General features: G+C 68.9%; 17 protein-coding genes. 9 read left to right on the top strand and 8 right to left on the bottom strand.

The features are described from left to right. The first annotated feature begins 78 nt into the window (after positions 1–78). The 3 genes from SM418_RS35695 to SM418_RS35705 all read left to right on the top strand — a co-directional run bounded on the left by SM418_RS35695 (position 79) and on the right by SM418_RS35705 (position 7,799). Positions 79–2,283 carry a bifunctional glycosyltransferase/CDP-glycerol:glycerophosphate glycerophosphotransferase gene (locus SM418_RS35695; protein WP_371966152.1) on the top strand — a complete coding sequence of 735 codons (2,205 nt, stop codon included), beginning with the start codon at positions 79–81 and terminating at the stop codon, positions 2,281–2,283. 90 nt (positions 2,284–2,373) lie between these two features. After that, positions 2,374–5,814: a bifunctional glycosyltransferase/CDP-glycerol:glycerophosphate glycerophosphotransferase gene (locus tag SM418_RS35700; protein WP_371945990.1), complete on the top strand. Its 3,441-nt coding sequence runs from the start codon at positions 2,374–2,376 to the stop codon at positions 5,812–5,814. Between the two features lie 8 nt (positions 5,815–5,822). Beyond that, the gene (locus tag SM418_RS35705) at positions 5,823–7,799 is read left to right on the top strand and encodes a glycosyltransferase (protein WP_371945989.1); all 1,977 of its coding nucleotides are present in this window, start codon (positions 5,823–5,825) and stop codon (positions 7,797–7,799) included. A gap of 40 nt (positions 7,800–7,839) precedes the next feature. On the opposite strand, the gene SM418_RS35710 is transcribed toward SM418_RS35705, so the two are convergent. Further along, the gene (locus SM418_RS35710) at positions 7,840–9,318 is read right to left on the bottom strand and encodes a hypothetical protein (RefSeq protein ID WP_371945988.1); all 1,479 of its coding nucleotides are present in this window, start codon (positions 9,316–9,318) and stop codon (positions 7,840–7,842) included. 128 nt (positions 9,319–9,446) lie between these two features. Between SM418_RS35710 and SM418_RS35715 the strand changes: the two genes are divergently transcribed. Continuing rightward, a complete protein-coding gene (locus tag SM418_RS35715; RefSeq protein ID WP_371945987.1) occupies positions 9,447–10,451 on the top strand; it encodes a CDP-alcohol phosphatidyltransferase family protein in 1,005 nt (334 codons plus the stop codon). A 62-nt stretch (positions 10,452–10,513) separates the two neighbouring features. Here the strand turns inward: SM418_RS35715 and SM418_RS35720 are convergent, their stop codons facing one another. After that, entirely contained in the window at positions 10,514–11,323 is an 810-nt protein-coding gene (locus tag SM418_RS35720) for a class I SAM-dependent methyltransferase (protein ID WP_371945986.1), read from the bottom strand. Positions 11,324–11,442: 119 nt separating this feature from the next. Between SM418_RS35720 and SM418_RS35725 the strand changes: the two genes are divergently transcribed. From SM418_RS35725 to SM418_RS35735, 3 genes are read left to right on the top strand one after another with little or no spacing between them, the layout of a single operon-like run. Continuing rightward, on the top strand, positions 11,443–12,141 hold the full coding sequence (locus SM418_RS35725) for a winged helix-turn-helix transcriptional regulator (protein WP_371945985.1): 699 nt from the start codon (positions 11,443–11,445) through the stop codon (positions 12,139–12,141). Between the two features lie 5 nt (positions 12,142–12,146). Then, positions 12,147–12,404, top strand: coding sequence for a CopG family transcriptional regulator (locus tag SM418_RS35730; protein WP_371945984.1), 258 nt, complete (start codon positions 12,147–12,149; stop codon positions 12,402–12,404). Further along, a complete protein-coding gene (locus SM418_RS35735; protein WP_371945983.1) occupies positions 12,401–12,814 on the top strand; it encodes a DNA-binding protein in 414 nt (137 codons plus the stop codon). The genes SM418_RS35730 and SM418_RS35735 overlap by 4 nt, the downstream gene beginning before the upstream one ends. Before the next feature lie 67 nt (positions 12,815–12,881). Here SM418_RS35735 and SM418_RS35740 read toward each other — a convergent pair whose 3' ends face one another. Genes SM418_RS35740 through SM418_RS35750 form a run of 3 tightly spaced genes read right to left on the bottom strand, consistent with a single transcriptional unit; the run spans position 12,882 to position 14,118 of the window. Next, positions 12,882–13,115, bottom strand: coding sequence for a Scr1 family TA system antitoxin-like transcriptional regulator (locus SM418_RS35740; RefSeq protein WP_371966154.1), 234 nt, complete (start codon positions 13,113–13,115; stop codon positions 12,882–12,884). Next, complete coding sequence (locus tag SM418_RS35745; RefSeq protein WP_371945982.1) at positions 13,112–13,306, bottom strand: DUF397 domain-containing protein; 195 nt, start codon at positions 13,304–13,306, stop codon at positions 13,112–13,114. The genes SM418_RS35740 and SM418_RS35745 overlap by 4 nt, the downstream gene beginning before the upstream one ends. Continuing rightward, positions 13,303–14,118 carry a helix-turn-helix domain-containing protein gene (locus SM418_RS35750; RefSeq protein ID WP_371945981.1) on the bottom strand — a complete coding sequence of 272 codons (816 nt, stop codon included), beginning with the start codon at positions 14,116–14,118 and terminating at the stop codon, positions 13,303–13,305. Before SM418_RS35750 ends, SM418_RS35745 begins: the two co-directional genes overlap by 4 nt. Positions 14,119–14,223: 105 nt before the next feature. Here SM418_RS35750 and SM418_RS35755 point away from each other — a divergent pair, with 105 nt between their 5' ends. After that, entirely contained in the window at positions 14,224–14,646 is a 423-nt protein-coding gene (locus tag SM418_RS35755) for an ATP-binding protein (RefSeq protein ID WP_371966156.1), read from the top strand. 133 nt (positions 14,647–14,779) lie between these two features. Here SM418_RS35755 and SM418_RS35760 read toward each other — a convergent pair whose 3' ends face one another. The 3 genes from SM418_RS35760 to SM418_RS35770 all read right to left on the bottom strand — a co-directional run bounded on the left by SM418_RS35760 (position 14,780) and on the right by SM418_RS35770 (position 16,554). Next, the gene (locus tag SM418_RS35760) at positions 14,780–15,130 is read right to left on the bottom strand and encodes a helix-turn-helix domain-containing protein (protein ID WP_371945979.1); all 351 of its coding nucleotides are present in this window, start codon (positions 15,128–15,130) and stop codon (positions 14,780–14,782) included. After that, positions 15,127–15,498, bottom strand: a complete 372-nt coding sequence (locus tag SM418_RS35765) for a type II toxin-antitoxin system RelE/ParE family toxin (protein WP_371945978.1) — start codon at positions 15,496–15,498, stop codon at positions 15,127–15,129. Before SM418_RS35765 ends, SM418_RS35760 begins: the two co-directional genes overlap by 4 nt. A gap of 288 nt (positions 15,499–15,786) precedes the next feature. Further along, the gene (locus SM418_RS35770) at positions 15,787–16,554 is read right to left on the bottom strand and encodes a hypothetical protein (protein WP_371945977.1); all 768 of its coding nucleotides are present in this window, start codon (positions 16,552–16,554) and stop codon (positions 15,787–15,789) included. A gap of 359 nt (positions 16,555–16,913) precedes the next feature. On the opposite strand from SM418_RS35770, the gene SM418_RS35775 reads away from it, so the two are divergent. After that, complete coding sequence (locus SM418_RS35775; RefSeq protein ID WP_371945976.1) at positions 16,914–17,111, top strand: hypothetical protein; 198 nt, start codon at positions 16,914–16,916, stop codon at positions 17,109–17,111. Positions 17,112–17,180 lie beyond the last annotated feature (69 nt).

Below are 17,180 nucleotides of genomic sequence, written 5' to 3' on the forward strand. Positions count from 1 at the left end.
CGGGTATAGTCCAGATTCACCGAGTAGCTGATTGGCCTACGCGTGAGCAGTGATCACGACATCTCCTTGAGCATCATCGTGCCCGTGCACAAAGTGCAGGGGTACATCCGGCAGTGCCTGGATTCCCTTCTGGATCCGGATCTGCCGAATCTTGAGATCATCGCGGTCGACGACGCCTCGCCGGACGGCTGCGGGGAGATCCTCGACGAGTTCGCCGCGCGCGACCCGCGCGTCCGGGTGCGGCATCTCACCGAGAACGTGGGGCTCGGCCACGCGCGCAACGTCGGCATGGACATGGCGACCGGCGACTACGTCTGGTTCTTCGACAGCGACGACTACGCGACCGAGGGCGCCGTCCGCGCGATCGTCGACCGGCTCCAGGAGACGCGCCCGGACGTCCTGATGTTCGACTACGCGCGGTCCTACTGGAACGGGCGGGTCAAGCGCAGCATCATCAACCACCTGTTCCGGGAGCCGCCCGCGCCGGACGTGTTCACGATCGCCGACCGGCCGAGCCTGCTGGAGATGTTCACCTCGATCTGGAACCGGGCGATCCGCCGCGAGTTCATGATCGAGCACGGGCTGCGCTTCAACAGCGGCTACTACGAGGACGTCAGCATCACCTACCCGGTCCTCATGGCCGCCGAGCGGGTCAGCTTCCTCGACCGGGTCTGCTACGTCTACCGGCAGCGCCGCCGCGGCGCGATCACGAAGACGGCCAGCGCCAAGCACTTCGACGCCTTCGACCAGTACGACCGCATCTTCGCGTTCATGGACGCGCTCGGCCCGGACATGGACTCGCTCCGGCCGCTGATGTTCGACCGGACGATCTGGCACCTGCTCGTCATCCTCGAACGCGCCGACCGCGTGGTCCCGTCGGAGAAGCCGCGGTTCTTCGCCGAGATGTCGAAGACCTACAACCGGTACAAGCCGGCGGGGCACGTCCCGCCGGACGACGATCCGGGCCTCGCCGACAAGCACCGCGCGATCGAGCGGGGCGATTTCAAGGCCTGGGAGCGCCTCAGCTCGCCGACGCTCTCGGCGAAGGCCAGGAAGCGCGGGCGCAAGGTCAGGAAGCTGCAGAAGCGCAGCGTCCTGTACTCCAAGGAGCTCGCCAAGGAGCGCTACTACCGGATGCGGCGGCACATGCCGATCGAGGAGGACCTCGCCGTCTTCGCCGCCTACTGGTACCGCGGGTACGCCTGCAACCCGGCCGCGATCTACGAGAAGGTCCGGGAGCTGGCCCCGCACATCCGCTGCGTGTGGATCGTGAAGCCGGGCGGGCGCAAGGACATGCCCGAGGGCGTGGACTACGTCGTCGCCGGCTCCGCGGACTACTACCGGACGATCGCCGCCGCGAAGTACTTCGTCAACAACGTCAACTTCCCCGACCATCTCGTCAAGCGGCCGGGGCAGGTTCACCTGGAGACCCAGCACGGCACTCCGCTGAAGAAGATGGGCCTCGACCAGATGGAGTACCCGGTCGGCGCCGCCGACATGGACTTCAAGGCCCTCATCGAGCGGTCCGACCGCTGGGACTTCCTCGTCTCCGCCAACCCGCTGACCAGCGAGGCGTGGGAGCGCGGCTTCCCGTGCCACTACGAGATGCTGGAGATCGGCTACCCGCGCAACGACCGGCTGGTGCGCGCCACGCCGGACGAGCAGGCGCGGCTGCGCGCCGACCTCGGCGTCCCCGAGGGCAAGACCGCGGTCCTGTACGCGCCGACGCACCGCGACTACCAGCGCCGCTACACGCCGATGTTCGACATCGGCCGCGTCGTCGAGCAGCTCGGCGACGACCACGTCCTCCTGCTGCGCGCGCACTACTACTACAAGCTGAAGGACATGGCGGCCGACCTGGGCTGGCCCGAGGACAGGGTGATCGACGTGTCCAAGCACCCGTCGGTCGAGGACCTCATGATCGCCTCGGACGCGCTGCTCACCGACTACTCGTCGATCATGTTCGACTACGCCAACCTCGGCAAGCCGATCGTCGTCTACGCCAACGACTGGGAGACCTACCGGCTCACCCGGGGCGTGAACTTCGACCTCACCGAGTTCCCGCCCGGGATCGTCGCCTACACCGAGAACGAGCTCATCGACGCCTTCGTGACGAAGGCCCCGTGGGGCGACGCGGCGGGCAAGAACCTGGAGGCGTTCCAGGCGCGGTTCTGCCCGTGGGACGACGGGAACGCGGCCGAGCGCGCGGTGCGCCGGGTGTTCCTCGGCGAGAAGATCGCGAATCCGCCGCAGAGCGCCACGCCGGGCGCCGGACCGCAGTAGCATCCGGCGCACGCGCCCGTCGCGCAAACCCGCTGTCACCGCCCCGGCATCGCCGCCGGGACGGCCGAAGTGATCGAAGGAGTGGGTCGCTTGTCCGCCCGCAGGATCAGTGTCATCGTCCTCACTCACGGCGCCGGGGAGAACCTCGGCGGCGCCCTGGAGTCGATCGCGGACCAGACGTTCCGGGACCTGGAGGTCCTGGTCGTGGACGACGGCACCGGCACTGCCGCGCTGGCGGCGCTGCCCGACGACCGGTTCCGGCTGATCCGGCAGGGCGCGCCGAGCCGGGGCGCGGCCCGCAACCTGGCGGTGGCGCAGAGCAGCGGCGAGTTCCTGCTGTTCGCCGACGGCGGCGACCCGATGCCGCCGGACGCGGTCGCGGCGCTTCACAGCGCGCTGGAGGCGTCCGGCTCGGAGCTGGCGAAGGGCCCCGACGCGTCCCGCAAGTGGACGGGCCAGGTGTCGCAGTGGAAGCGGCGCGGCGACACCGCGGACCCGGCGAAGGCCACCGACCTGCACCGCAGCCCCGACCTGCTGCGCGACCGCAAGATCACCGGGACGCTGCTGCGCCGCTCCTTCTGGGACGCGCACGGGCTGGAGTTCCCCGACCTCGGCCGCTACGACGACCTGCCGGTCATGGTGCGGGTCCTGCACCTGGCGAAGTCCGTGGACGTGGTGCCGGACGTCGTCCTGCACCGCCGGTCGCGGCGCTACCCGCCGACCACCGAGCTGCAGGAGATCGCGGACGGTTTCGGTGCGGCGAACCTCGCGACGGCGTGGCTGGCCGAGCGCGGCGACGTCAAGGACCTGCGGCGGCTGCAGCTCGCCCTCGTCACGACCGAGCTGACGACGTTCCTGGACATCCTGCCCGACCTGTCCGGCGACGAGCGCGAGCAGGTCGTCGCGCAGGCCGCGGCGTACGCGAAGGGCGTCTCGCCGAAGGTGTTCGCCGAGGCCTCCGCGCTGACCCGGCTGAAGTGGCACTTCGCCGAGACGGGCCACACGATGGAGCTGGTGAAGGTCGTCCGGTACGAGCGCGGCAAGTCGTCGCCGTCGATCGTCCGGGACCCGGTGCGCCGCTACGTCGTCTACCCGTACTGGAAGGACGCCAAGCTCGACGTCCCGCGCGAGGTGTACCGGGCGCGCGACGAAGTCAAGATGCGGGGCCGGGCGCACGCGGTCCGGTGGGAGGACGACCGGCTCGTCGTCACGGGCGAGGCCTACATCAACTCCGTCAGCTCCCGCCGCCGCTGGACGTCGATCAAGACGGTGACGCTGCGCAACGGCGGCCGCAAGATCGTCATGAAGGCGCGGCAGACCCCGAAGCCGGGCAAGTCGTCCGGCGGCTGGACCGGTTTCGAGTTCTCCCTGGACGCCGGGAAGCTGAAGGAGCACGGCGCGTGGGCGGAGGGCACCTGGGAGGTGCACGCCTCGGTGCTGAACGCGGGCGTGTTCCGGCAGGGCCCGGTGCGCGGCGGCGGCTCCGGGACCGGCGCGCACCCGCCCTACCGGTACGTGGCCGATGACGTGCGCGTCGTCCCCAAGGTCGTGGACGGCAACCTCGTCGTGCAGGTGGAACGCGTCCGGGAGCGGGCGACGGTGCTGCGCTGGGACGACGACTCGCTGCTCGTCGAGGTCGAGTCGGCCGGCGACCCGCCCGCCGAGCTGGTGCTGACGCTCGGCGACTCCCGCGTCCCGGTCCCGGTGACGGCCCGGCCCGCTGCGGAGGGCGTGGAGGGTTCCCCGGCGGGGCCCGGCTGGACGGCCCGCATCGACCCCTCGGCGCTCGACGTCGACATCGACCCCGAGTCGATCGACGACACCCGCGACTGGGCGCTGTCCGCGGACGGCCGGCCGCTCGTCCTCGCCGAGGGCGTGGCGGAGGCGCGGCGCACGTTCGGCGCGCTGGAGGTGAGCGCGGGGCACGGTCCGGGCGGGTACGTGCGGGTGCGCCGGGCCACGACGCGGCTCTCGGTGGACGAGGTCGCGTGGGGCCCCGGCGGGACGCTGGCGCTGGCGGCGACGCATCCGGCGCACGCGTCCGGGCAGATCGTGGTGCGCAGCCGCGGGCGCCGCAAGGAGTACGCGTTCGACCTCGTCCCGGACGGCTCGGGCGTGCTGCGCGCGGACGTCCCGGTGGCGGCCGTGCCGGGCGTCGCGGGCGTCCTGCCGCTGCGCCCCGGCCGCTGGGACGTGCTGTTCCGCCCGCCGGGCGAGCGGGCGCTGACCGTCCGGCTGACGGAGGCCGCGCAGCGCGCCCTGCCGGAGCCGCAGGAGGTGGCGCGGCGCGGCTACGCGCTGGAGACCAAGAACGGCAGGCTCGTCGTCGCCGTCACCGGGGACGTGTCCGGCGAGGAGAAGAGCGCCGGCGCGAAGTACCGGGAGGAGGCGCGGCGCACCGTCGCCCGCGACGGGCTGCGCGACGCCGTGCTGTTCTCCTGCTTCAACGGCCGGCAGTACTCCGACAGCCCGAAGGCGATCCACGAGGAGCTGCTGCGGCGCGGCTCCGATCTCGAACAGCTGTGGGTCGTCAACGACGCGCAGGTCGAGCTGCCGGACACGCTGAAGGCCGTGCGGCTGAACGGCAAGGAGTGGCAGGAGGCGGTGACGACGTCCCGCTACATCGTCACGAACCACCGGCTCGGCGACTGGTTCCAGCGGCACCCCGACCAGACCGTCCTGCAGACCTGGCACGGCACCCCCCTGAAGAAGATCGGCCGGGACGTCAAGGAGGTCCACTTCGCGTACGCGCCGGGGATGAAGTCGGCGCTGCAGAGCAAGGAGAAGAAGCCGGACGGGCCGGTCGTCCCCGAGTGGAGCCACCTGCTGTCGCCGAACCCGTTCAGCACGGAGATCTTCCGCCGCGCGTTCGCGTTCAAGGGCGAGATGCTGGAGGTCGGGTACCCGCGCAACGACCTGCTGCACAGCCCGGACGCGGACGCCGTCGCCCGGTCGGTCCGGGCGCGGCTCGGCATCCCGGAGGGCAAGCGGGTCGTGCTGTACGCGCCGACGTGGCGTGACGACCAGTACTACAGCCGCGGCCGGTACAAGCACGACATGCGCCTCGACCTGGACCGCGCGCGCGCCGTCCTCGGCGACGACCACGTGCTGCTCGTCCGCTTGCACAGCAACGTGGTGGACGGCGTCCCCGAGGACCCGGGCGGCTTCGTCCGCGACGTGTCGCTGTACCCGGACATCACCGAGCTGTACCTGATCTCCGACATGATGATCAGCGACTACTCGTCGGTGATGTTCGACTACGCCAACACGGGCCGTCCCATGCTGTTCTTCACCTACGACCTCGCCGACTACCGGGACCGGCTCCGCGGCTTCTACTTCGACTTCGAGGCCGAGGCGCCGGGGCCGCTCGTGGAGACATCCGACGACCTGCTCGACGCGATCCGCGACGTCGACGCCGCCACCGCCGGCCACAAGGAGCGCTACGACGCCTTCGTCGACCGCTTCTGCCCGCTGGACGACGGCCACGCCGCCGCACGCGCCGCCGACCGCGTGTTCGGCCCAACCGACTGAGAGCCACATTGACTCCCCCCAAAGTCAGCGTCGTCATCCCCGTCTACAACTGCCGGACATCGATCGGGGAGGCGCTTGGGTCGGTGTTCAAGCAGACCCTCGCCCCCGAACAGGTCGAGGTCATCGCAGTGGACGACGGTTCCACCGATGGGAGCGGCGACGCGCTGGACGCGATCGCCGGGTCACGGCCACAGCTCACGGTCGTTCACCAGCCGAACTCCGGGGGCCCCGGCGCGCCTCGCAACGTCGGCATCGACCGCGCCCGCGGTGAGTACCTGTTCTTCCTGGACGCCGACGACTATTTCGGCCCCGAGGCTTTAGAACGCATGTGCGCCACGGGCGACGAGCAGGGCACCGACATCGTCATCGGCAACTATGTCGGCGTCGGACGGGGCGCGGCGCGGTTCAAGAAGAACATGGCCCGCGTCGTCGTGGACGACCCGAAGACCAACATCTACGGCAGATCGCTGACCGCCCACAAACTGTTCCGCCGTGACCTGGTGGAGCGGCACGGGTTGCGATTCCCTGAAGGAATGCTGGCAGGGGAGGACAAGGTATTCACCTCCCATGCGCTACTGCACTCCGCGGGCGTCTCCGTCATCGCCGACTACGACTGCTACTACCTGGTGGACCGGGAGGACGGCACCAGCATCATGCAGAACGGCGGCTCAGCAACGAGTGGCAGCTTCACCAGGGCGACCCGCATGCTGATGGAGCAGGTCATGACGCACCGGGAATCCGGCGAGGTCCGTGACCTGATGCTGCTGCGCCACTTCCACCGGGACGTCCTCGCCACGTTCAACCGGCGCTACCTCGAATCCTCGGAGAAATACCAGCGGGAAAGACTGGACGCCGCCCGCGACCTCTGCGAAGAGTTCCTCACGCCGTCCGTGCTGATGCGGATGCCGCCCAAATACCGGCTGGTCGCCCACTGTCTGCGCAGCGGAGACGAGGAACTCCTGTCGAGGATCATCCAGGCGGACCTCGATCCGGAGCCGGTCCCGCTCGTCGCCGACAAGGAGCATGCCTACCTGCGCTACCCCGGATTCCGGGAGCCGACCGCGACCATTCCGGACGCCTACTTCGACTTCACCGACCGGCTGCGGGTCCAGCGCGACATCACCGCGCTCGGCTGGGACGGCGACCGACTGCGGTTGAGCGGAACCGCCGCGATCGACCGGATGGCCCCGTCCGCCCAGACAGGCACGCTTCTCCTGCGCCCCAAGAAGCCCGGCTCGGAGCACCGGGTCGCCGTCGAGCGGCACGACGACGGCTACTTCACCGTGGACGTCGCCCCCGCATCAGCCTCGTCCGGTGGGCCGCTGACGGCGGGTACCTGGGATCTGTACATGGAGATGACCAGCGGCGGACTGGTCAAGACCGCCCGTCTCGGCGCGGACCGGGCGCCGGAGATCGACGCGCCCCCACCGGCCAGGTTCGTCGCGTCCAAGGACGGCGAGGGGGCGGCCGTCACGCCGTTCTTCACCCGCGAGTACGGCAACCTCTCCTTCACGGTCACGCCGGGAACCGCAGGCCTGAAGCGGCTCCTGCGGTTCGACGAGGTCGGCTGGGACGGCTGCGAGCTCCGGGTGCGCGGTCACGTCCCCACCGCTCCGGACTCGGCCGCGCACATCCACCTGGTCGCCGGGCTCGACCGGCGCGGCGGCGGGGGCTCGCGGGGCGGCGAGGTCGAGAAGGCGGCGGGCGATGAGCGCATGGAGTTCACCATGGTCATCGACGTCCGCAGGCTGGGCGAAGGACGCTGGGACGCCTGGCTGGACCTCCTCGTTGCCGACGAGACGTCCCGTATCAGAGTGCAACTGGCCGACACCGAACCGTCCGGCGCGGTACCGTGCGCGGCGCCGGGGATGCGCCGCGCGTCCTTCTACCGGACGGGGGGCGGCAACCTCGCCGTACATGTCGTCCCAGGAAGGCTGCCGACGGTGATCAGGTCGGCGAAGCGCCGCTTCGGCCGGTCGACCTGACCGTTACCGGGTTCAGCGAGTCGCTCATAACGGCGACCTTCTAGCGGGTGTCGTGTTTCTCCGCTGGCCGCGCCGGAACGGCGGCCGGACGGGGAGGCCGGGGCGGTGGGAGCAGGACCAGGCCGAGCGCCAGGCAGGCGAACGGCACGGCGGGCACCACGTACCGGTAGTCGAAGTCGGCGGTGGCGGCGGGGATCACCAGCAGCGCCAGGCTCGTCCCCCACGGGAGGAGCGCGCTCGTCCCCCAGTGCCGGACGGGCCCCAGCGGGCGCCATCTCCCCCGCGACCGGACGTGCGGGAGCGCGCCCGCGAGCCCGCCGAGCAGCAGGACGCCGAGGATCGTGCCCGGCATGGCGAAGTCGTTCTGGTAGGCGAGGACCCGATCGGCCCAGGGCCGGACGACCCTGGTCTCGCTGCCGTCCGGGTCGTACTTCTCAGCGTGGAGCGCCTGCTCGTCCTTCCACGACTCCCCCTTGGGGAACTCGTACTGCAGCGACGTCCAGGGGGTGGGGTACGGCTCGCGGTCCCAGTCGAACGCCATGAGCGTGTCGTGGACGACCACGTCCGCGTAGTCGCGAGGCTGCTTCTCGATGGCCGCCCAGGCGAACTCGCCAGCGAGCCGGTCGGCCTCGTCGCCGGTGACCCATCCGGGGATCTCGTGGAACGGGGAGTTGTCCGTCCACATGACGGCGAACGCGGGCGAGATGCGCGGGTCGGTGAGCTGCGGGCACATGATGCGCAGTTCGGGACGGGGCTGGATGACCGCGCAGTCGGCGAACGAGGCGGTGCGCCCATAGAGCCAGATCGAGTCGGACTTGGCCATCTTGAACTGGCCGTATTCCGAATGGAACCAGAACGTGTAGCCGACGACCGGCAGCACGAACGCCACCGCCGCCGACGCGCAGGCCCGCCAGCCCGCGCGGCGCAGCACCATCGCGGCGAGGATCAGCGCGATCAGCGGCAGGCCGGCCGTCCGGGTGAGCGCCGCGAACGCCGCGAACACGCCGGCCAGCGCGCCGAGCCACCAGGTCGACCGGTACCGCCACAGCGCCGCCGTCACCGCCGCGAGCAGCAGGAAGGCGAACAGCGAGTCCGACATGAGCATGTGCTCAAGGGAGATCTGGTGGACGGGCATCAGCACGAGGGCGCTCAACACCGCGGCGAGGACGGGGGGCAGCCAGACGCGCCACGCCAGCCGTCCGGGCTCGTCCAGGGGCCACGCCGCCCGTCCCGCACGCACCACCAGGACGTACACCAGGACACCGGCGAGGACGCCGAGGATGTGCTGTACGGACACCACGACGGTGAAACTGTGGAAGGGTTTGATCAACCAGAGCAGGATCGGGTATCCACTCGGACGCGAGGCGCCCGGCCGCAACTCGATCGCGGCCTCCAGGTAGCTCTTGGAGTCGCCTGCCCACAACGGGGCCGGATATCCGAGGACCGCGAGGACGCGGATCCAGATGGCCGCCGCGAGCACCCCGGCGAACGGCACATGAGCGATGAGACGGACGCGCACTCGGCAACAGTACCCATGAAAATGATCATCATATGCACCCTGTAGTCACGGATCAGCGACAATGCGAGTTCGCCGAACCGGACAGCGGTAGCATCGGACCGCTCCTCACGATGAAAGGGATGAACTCCATGGCGAACTTCACGCTCGACGACGTTCGGCAACGGACGTACAAGGCGCGTGATGCCTGGTGGACCGTCCTACTGGTCGACCCGTTCGCGTCCCGGCTGGTCAGGTTCACCGCCAACCGGACGCGCGTTACCCCGAACCAGCTCACCGTCGGCGCCCTGGTCCTCGGCCTCGCCGCCGGCGCCTGCTTCGCCGTCGCGTCCTGGCCGTGGCTGCTCGCCGGTGCACTGCTCTACCACCTGTCGTTCACGCTCGACTGCATGGACGGCAAGATCGCCCGCCTGAAGGGCACCGGTTCGGTGTTCGGCGCCTGGCTCGACTACATCTTTGACCGCGTCCGCGTCCTGGCCTGCGCGATAGCCCTCATGGGCGGGCAGTACGCGGCGACCGGGAACGTCGCCTACGTGTGGACGGCCCTGGCGGTCGTGTTCCTCGACATGCTCCGCTACATGGACGCGCTGGAGATCTACAAGGTCCGCTCCCAGATGCGGACGACGCTGAACGCGGCCCGGGCCGAGGCCGGGGAACTCGAACTGGCCGCCCGCCGCGCCAACGGCGAGATCACCGACGCCGACGAGGACCTCCGCTCCGCCGAGGCCCTTACCGAGGACCCCGAGGCCGACCTGGAGAACCGGGTCGTCGCCGACGACCCGACCATCGCGACGCTCCAGCAGGGCTTCAACCAGCGCTTCCCCTGGTACGCCCGGATCCGCAACGTCCTGATGGCGGGCCGCATCCGCCCCCACCTGATCAGCGGCATCGAGTTCCAGATGGGCGTCTTCATCGTCGCCCCGATCGCCGCCGCGATCGTCTCCGGCGCCATCATCCCGGTGGTCGCGGTGAGCGCCGCCGGGCTGCTGGCCTTCGAGCTCGTCATCATCTACAAGTTCTGGCTGTCCAGCCGCGACTACAGCCGCAGCCTCGCCAAGCTCAACGCCAAGATCGAGAGCTACCGGGCCGAGCTTCCCGCCGAGCAGGCGGAGGTCTCGGTGGGCAGCGCGGGCTGACCCGCCTTCGTACCTGTGAAGGCCCCCGGCACGCGCGCCGGGGGCCTTCGTTCTTCTCAGGGTCAGCGCCTGCACGCGGTGGCGATCAGGTACTCCCACTCCATGACCAGGCTGGACGTCCCGACGTCATGGCCGCGGGCCAGCTCGGTCAGCGCGAGATCCAGCGCGGCGACCTTCTCCGTGTCCCCGGCCAAGCGGTTGTAGACGGCGATGGTCGGGCCGTAGCGGGCCTTGAAGTAGTCGCGGAACTCCTCGGGCTTCCCGAACCGCTCGACCCGCACCGTCCGCTTCTCGAACCGGACATCGGTGACGCGGTCGCCAAGGAGGGCCTCGACATGCTCGGGCCGCCCCCACAGCGGCGGCGGCTGCGCGCCCTCCGGAGGCGGCGGCGCGTACGGCTTCATCGTGGCGAACATCTGCCCGATGAAGCCCTCCGGCGTCCAGTTGAGCAGCCCGACCGTCCCGCCGGGCCGGCAGACGCGCACCATCTCGTCCGCCGACACCTGGTGGCGCGGGGCGAACATGATCCCGACGCACGACAGCACTGTGTCGAAGTCCCCGTCGCCGAACGGCAGCGCCTCCGCGTCGGCCTCCTTCCACTCCAGCTTCGCGCCCCGCCGTGCCGCGTCGTCCCGTCCGGCCTGGAGCAGTTCGGGTGTGAGGTCGCTCGCCACCACGTCCGCCCCCGCGAGCGCCGCCGCGATGGCCGCGTTGCCCGACCCCGCCGCGATGTCCAGCACCCGCTCGCCGGCCCGCACCCCGGCGGCCCGGACGAGCGCCGCGCCGAGATCCGGGATGACCTCGGACGCCAGCGACGGGTAGTCACCCGACGCCCACATCGTCCTGTGCGCGGCCTTCAGTGTGTCCCCCATGACACGTTCTCCCCTCGTTTTCGTGGGGTCCACGCTAAGAAGCCGGAAGGGCGCGCTCCTAGTACAGAATCTGTACCGGGGCCTGTTCCGGGTGGGCGAACCGTCCTACTCTGCGAGGCATGGGGGCCTCGTATTACCAGTTCTGTCCCGTCGCCAAGGCGATGGAATTACTCGACGAGCGGTGGACGCTGCTGATCGTCCGCGAACTGCTCTCCGGCAGCGAGCGCTTCAACGAGGTGCGCCGGGGCGTCCCCCGCATGTCACCGACGCTGCTCTCCAAACGCCTGAACCAGCTGGTGCGCGCGGGCGTCCTGACCAGGCGGGACGACCGCTACGTCCTCACCCCGGCCGGTCTGGAGCTGCGCCCGGTGGTCGAGGCCCTCGCAGTGTGGGGCGTCCGCTGGATAGGCGAACTGGGCGACCAGGACCTCGACCCGAAACTGCTCCTCTGGGACATGCGCCGCAACATCGCCCTCGACGCGATCCCGAACGGTCGGACAGTGGTGCAGTTCGTCTTTCCGGACGTCCCGCCGCGCGCCCGCCACTGGTGGCTCGTCACTGAAGCGGGCACTGCCGACCTCTGCGACACCGACCCCGGCCACGAGGTCTCCGTGACGGTGACCGCCGACCTCCGCCACCTGACCCAGATCTGGCGCGGCGACCTCACCTGGGACGCCGCCCTCCGCTCCAGCGCGGTAGACCTGCAAGGCCCCGGCCCTCTCCGCCGCCAGATCCCGGAATGGTTCACCCTTCCCCGCTTCGCCGCCGTCCCCCGTCCGGTCATGCGCGACTCCGGAGGAGGATCACAGGTAGGATAAACAGCATGAGCGAGCCTACCGCCAAGTACTCGATCACCATGCCGCGCGACATCGCGGAAGCCGCCAAGGCCCGCAGTGGTCCTTCCGGTCTGTCCGCCTACGTTGCGGCCGCCGTCGCCCGCCAGGTCGAACGCGACAACCTCAACGAGATCATCGCCGTCGCCGAGGCCGAGCACGGGCCCATCACGGACGAGGAGATCCAGGCTCTGCGCGACCAACTCCACCAGGTGCGCAGGGAACAGGGTGGGGCGGACGCGGCGTGAGCCGCTCCCCTGCCATGCCCGGCGGTACCCTCGTCCTCGACAGCGAGGGCCTGGCCAAGGCCGTTCTGCGCGACCGCAACGTCACCGGCTGGCTCGCCCTGGCCCACGCCGACGACCTCCGCGTGATCACCTCGGCGGCGACCCTGGTGGAAGTCGTCCACCCGCGCATCAACCGGCCCGCCCTGGAGTGGACCCTTTCCCGCCTCGTCGTCGAGCCGGTCACCGAACCCATCGCCCGCCAGGCCGCCGCCCTCCTCGCAGATGCCGGCCTGCACGGCCACAAGCACGCCATCGACGCCATGCTCAGCGCCACCGCGCTCACCTCGCCCGGCCCGGTCACGATCCTCAGCTCGGACCCCGCAGACCTGGCAATGCTGTGCAGGGGACGCGCCGCCGTCATCAAGATCTGACCGAGCTCTCGTTGACTTGCGGCGTGTTGTTGCTTCCGGCGCGCCCATACCAACAACATGCCGCAAGTCAACGTGAGCCCGCACCCGCATGATCATTCGTAGCTCTCCAAGTACCGCTTGACGATCTCGCGCGAGTGCCATGCTCTGAGAGGGCTTTCATGCCGACGTTCGCTCCCGAGGAAAAGGGAACGATCCGCAGGCTCACATGAGGCTCCCCAGCCATCTGCAGCAGGCGCCGAAGCTGAGCCGCGATGGGACCACCCAAACAGGCGTCCAGGGCGGTACGAGGCGGAATGGTCAGCGGGTCGGGTACTGCTTGACCTGCTCGACGAGGCCAGCGAACTGTGCGAAGGACAGGGTGAGGTGCCCCCCATCCGGGTCCTTGCTGTCCCGCGCCCCGATCCCAGCCTCTGATGCAAGTCGTCCCAGCTCAACGCACTGTTCGTCGTTCACGCCACCGCTGTAGGAACTCTTGCGCCACTGGACGATCATGTGTACCTCTCCAAGTACTGTTCAATGATCTCGCGAGAGGCTTCCTCGGAGGCAGCCTTCACGCCGATACGGTCGAACGTAATCGAAAGCTCCCGAACTTCGCCAGGCGTTTCGATCAGGCGACCGCCGTTGAGCGCGCCGGAGTACGCGACGTCCCGATCCTCCAGGCCGAAGATCTGCATCGATCCGTCGACGCCCATGTGCTCGCCCGAAGAGAAAGGGACTACGCGCAGGCTCACGTGCGGGAGCTTGGCCAGTTCAAGCAGGTGCTCGAGCTGCTTTCTCATGACCTCCGTGCCGCCGACAGGACGCGCAAGGACCGCCTCATCGATCACCGTCCAGGTGAGGAGGGAGTCCCCCTTGTCCCAGTAGGCCTTCTTCTTGTCCGTCCGGCGGGTCATGGTGGCGTCCAGGTCCTTGAACTTGCTCGCCCGGACGCAGGCCCATGTGTAGTCGTCCGTCTGGAGAGCAAGCGGTACGACCTGACCGTGATAGGTCTTGACCGAGACCGCTTCCTCTTCATACTTGTCGATCTGGCGACCCCAGTCCGGGTCATGCGCCATTCGGGCAAACCAGAGCAGAACCTGGAAAAACACCCCGGTTCCGTACGCCCTGTCGAGCAGGCGCATTTGGTCGTCTTGCGGACGCCTACGCCCCGCTTCCATATTGGAAACAGTCGATCGAGCCACTCCGATGATCTCCCCGCACTGGGTGAGTGACAGGCCCATCTTCTCCCTGAAGAAGCGCATACAGAAGGCCAGGAAGTGCCACATCGAGATCTTGGGGTCGAGGGGGTCGCGGACGATGGGCATCTTTCCTCCTGTTTCCAATTCGGCCGTCTACAGCGGAACCTCAGAACGTTCCGGTGATCCTTGTCACAGGAAATCGGAAACTCAGGCAAGGACGGGACGATGGTGATGACGGCGACCGAGGATTTGATCACATCCCTTCCGGGAACGCCTTCCGCAGTGGGTCTCGCACGGACCCTCACGGAGACACAAATTAGCAAATGGGACTATTCCCACATTCTCGACAGCACGCTTCTTATCGTCTCGGAACTCGTCACGAACGCGGTGCGCCAGACGCCGGACGAGGAGATCCGTCTCCAGCTCAGCCGGGACGCCTACGGGATCATCATCGCCGTCTGGGACGGGGGCCACGAACTGCCCAAGGCCAAGCCGATGACCGAACTCACCCTTGAAGACCTCGACCTCTCCGAGGAGGCGTTCGACGACAACGGCGGCTGGGGCCTCCACATCGTCCAGGCCATGTCCGCCAAGTGCGGCGTCACCGCCGACCCGGCCGGCGGCAAGTGGATCTGGACGCGGATGTACCCCTAGCGGGCTTCGACCCAGGCGTCACGAACCTCGACACGGTATCCGTGCCGCTTTCCCGCAGCCCTCCGACCAGATCCGCCACCGGCTACGGCGAGGCCGTCGCCCGACGACTGCCCGGGCGGCTGTGGCCGGGGCCTCAGGCGGTGGCGAGCAGTTCGGTCTCCGCCGCACCGGCGTCACCTTCGCCGACGATGACCCGGAATCGCAAGCCGAGGGCGTGCCCGAGCCGGTTCAGTACGGCCAGGGTCGGAACCCCTCCACCACCGGACTCGATGCGGGACACGGCGGGCTGGCGCATCCCGGCGCGGCGGGCCAGTTCGGTCTGGGACATGCCCAGCTCGGTGCGCCGGGCGTACACGGCGCGGCCGAGAGCGAGCGCCAGGTGCGCTTCCTCGTGGGCGAGGCGGTACTCGTCGGTGTCACGCTTGGCGGCCAGGTCAGGGTGGTCGCCGAGAAGAACGTGCGGGTTTTTCCGCTGGCTGCTCATGACCCCTCCGGAGTCTCGATGACGCTGATGATCTGGTCGGTGTCGTGTTCTGCTTCGCAGATCTCCTGTGCTTGTTTGGCCCGTCTGACCTGAGCGTGTTCGTTGTCCCGGGTCTTACGGAACACCGTCAACAGCACGATCCGGTCGTGTCCAGGAAACCAGTAGGTGATCCGGATGTCCTTCGGGTGCAGGTTGATCCGCAGTTCCCACACACCGCCACCGAGAGGTCTGGACAGGGGCATGCCGAGGCAGGTGCCTTCTAACGCGAGCAAGCCGCAGACCGCGTCCACCCTCGCCAGCTGCGCCGGCGTGAGCGACATGAGCCAGTCCGTGACTTCCGGCTCGGCCTGGATCTCGAACAACCCCATGCATCTCATGTTATAGGAAGCGTGCCCGTCAACACCTGGCCGACCATACGGATTGAGATCGACGACCGGTCATCCTGCGGGCCGACGGAGAGGAGCCCGGTCAGGCGGCCTGGCACAAGCGCGTCGTTCCCCGCGTCGAAGACGCGCAAGGAGCATATGAAGGACCCCAGATCGACGAGGAGCAGCGCGAGCTTCCCCAAGTGAAGCCGAGTCCGCGCCGACGTCGTCCCAGTTGTCGGTCGCCTCCGTAGTCGTACCGGAAGGATTCCTGCTCACGGGGTGGGCATGTCACTCGTCAGAGGGAGGTCGGCCCTCCACCGCGCTCATAGTCGCGCTCCTCGCAGGCCGGCCGCGCCCGTGTAAGACGTTGCCGTGCCCGCTTGCGAGGCGAGAGGCTCCGCCCGTCGTACTGCTCGCCGGACCTGAGGGTGTGGAGGCGCTGCTCCTGGACGCGGTTTCCAGCAGGCTTGCGACTGTCAGCAGGTCGCGGGTGCGGAAGTAGGTCATGGGGTCGTCTTGGGCGATGCCGGGCCGTAGGCGCTGCTGTAAAGCGTGCTTGCAGTCGGCGAGGATCTGGTGCTGTGCGGCGGTGAGCGAGCCACCTGACCCCAGGCAGGCGACCACGCAGGTGTTCAGGTCTTCGGCGACCTGGTCGGACGGAGTACGAAGGCCAGGGAGGCGCATGCGGCACCAGTACTTCAGAGCGTGCAAGGCCGCCTCTTGCGGAGCGCCGTACCAGTGGCCGGGAAAACGGCTCGGATCGGGATCCGTGGGACGGGGGCGGCGCTGACCCCGGAGCTTCGCTCGTCGACGCTTGGCGGCGTATTCGCGGCCGTCGGCCTTCCACAACTCGCGGCTCGCCGTGAGCGCGTCGAGGGCGCGCAGCAGCGCCTCCTCATCACGTCGGAACGACCCCGCGATCTCCTCCAGATAACTGAGGGTCGCGTGAAAACCGAGGGGCCGGTACAACTGCACACACGAGCGGAGATCTGCGACGCGCCAGCGGTACGGCCGGGTGGGGTCGCGTACCTTCCGCGCGTGCACACCGAAGCTCACGCAGGAAGGCTATTACGGCGTTCAAAGCTCGCCATGAAGACCGTCAGGGAAGCCGGGTCTTGGCCCGCAGCGAACGTGCCGCGCTGCCCAGGTCGGACGCCCCGGATATCCGTAGAGCGCGCACCAGGGCTTCCGGATCGGCGATTCGCTCAGCCCGAGCAGGAGCGACTCGTCCCAGACCCGGCCCCCGTTACCCGGCCAGGAGGTTGGTCCACTGGTCGCAGACTTCGGGGAGGCGTAGGCCGTCCTCACCTGGGATCGTTCCCGGACGAGGAGATACGTCTCCAACTCAGCCGGGACGCCTACGGGGTCATCATCGCCGTCTGAAACGGGACAACGAACTGCCCAAGACCAAGCCGATGACTGAACTCACCCTCGAAGACCTCGACCTTTCGAAGGAGGCGTTCGACGACAAGGACGGCTGGGGCCTCCACATCGTCCGGGCCATGTCCGCCAAATGCGGCGTCACCGCCGACCCGGCCAGCGGCAAGTGGGACTGGGCGCGTTGCGCCACGAGGCGCTCTGACATATCCCCGGCTCAGCCGGGAGGGACTTGAAGGGAGGTCTCTGGGTCTGATGGCTTACCCGAACCCGAAAGGGGGACGGGACAGGAGCATGCCAGGAAA

It is taken from the genome of Actinomadura chokoriensis (assembly GCF_041463665.1).
GTDB lineage: Bacteria > Actinomycetota > Actinomycetes > Streptosporangiales > Streptosporangiaceae > Spirillospora > Spirillospora chokoriensis_A.